At 69.5% G+C, this 1,130-nt stretch carries 1 protein-coding gene; it reads left to right on the top strand.

The annotated features are described in order from the left end of the window. The coding region (locus tag A5695_RS25495) for an AMP-binding protein (RefSeq protein WP_156749852.1) at positions 1 to 1,130 on the top strand (1,130 nt) is incomplete at both ends.

Genomic DNA, 1,130 nt, shown 5'->3' with positions numbered 1-1,130 from the left:
TCGGGCACCACCGGGACCCCGAAAGGGGTGGCCGTCACCCACCGCAACGTCACCCGCCTGTTCGAGGACCTCGACGCCGGTTTTCCGTTGGGGCCCGGGCAGGTGTGGGCCCAATGCCATTCGTATGCGTTCGACTTTTCGGTGTGGGAGATCTGGGGCGCCCTAGCCCACGGCAGCCGACTGGTGGTAGTGCCCGAAGAGGTCACCCGCTCCCCCGACGAGCTGCACGCCCTGCTGCTCACCGAAGGTGTCTCGGTGTTGAGTCAGACCCCCTCAGCGCTAGCCGCGCTGTCGCCGGTCGGGCTGGATCAGGTGGCGGTGATGGCCGCCGGGGAACCCTGCCCCCCCGAGATCGCCGACCGCTGGGCGCCCGAACGGGTCATGCTCAACGGCTATGGCCCCACCGAAACCACCGTCTATGCCACCATCAGCACCCCCCTGACCGCGGGACCGGGGCCGGTGCCGATCGGGATACCGGTGCCCGGGGCGGCGCTGTTCGTCCTGGACCCCTGGCTGCGCCCCGTCCCACCCGGAGTGGTCGGGGAACTCTATATCGCCGGGCACGGCATCGGCATCGGCTACTGGCGGCGGCCCGGATTGAGCGCTTCACGGTTCGTGGCGTGTCCGTTCGGGCCGCCCGGCACCCGGATATACCGCAGCGGGGACCTGGTGGCCTGGCGCGCTGACGGGCAACTGGACTACCTGGGCCGCGCCGATCAGCAAGTCAAAATCCGCGGCTACCGCATCGAACTCGGCGAAATCCACACCGCCCTCACCCAACTCGAGGGCGTGGAGCAGGCCGCGGTCATCGTGCGCGAAGACCGCCCCGGCGACACACGCCTCACCGCCTATGTGACCGGCCCCGCCGACCCCACCCAACTGCGCCACGCACTAACCAACCGGCTCCCCAGCTTCATGGTGCCCACCGCCATCCTCACCCTCGACACCCTGCCGACCACCCTCAACGGCAAACTCGACACCCGCGCCCTGCCCCCACCCGACTACACCGACACCGGCCACTACCGCCCGCCCGGCACCCCAATCGAAGAACTCCTAGCCACCATCTACGCCCAAGTCCTCGGCCTCGACCGGGTCGGGGTTGACGACTCCTTCTTCGACCTCGGCGGCGA

Source organism: Mycobacterium sp. E1747, assembly GCF_001667775.1.
GTDB lineage: Bacteria > Actinomycetota > Actinomycetes > Mycobacteriales > Mycobacteriaceae > Mycobacterium.
Note: the sequence above shows the minus strand (reverse complement) of the source record. Positions and strands in the feature narration are given on the sequence as shown.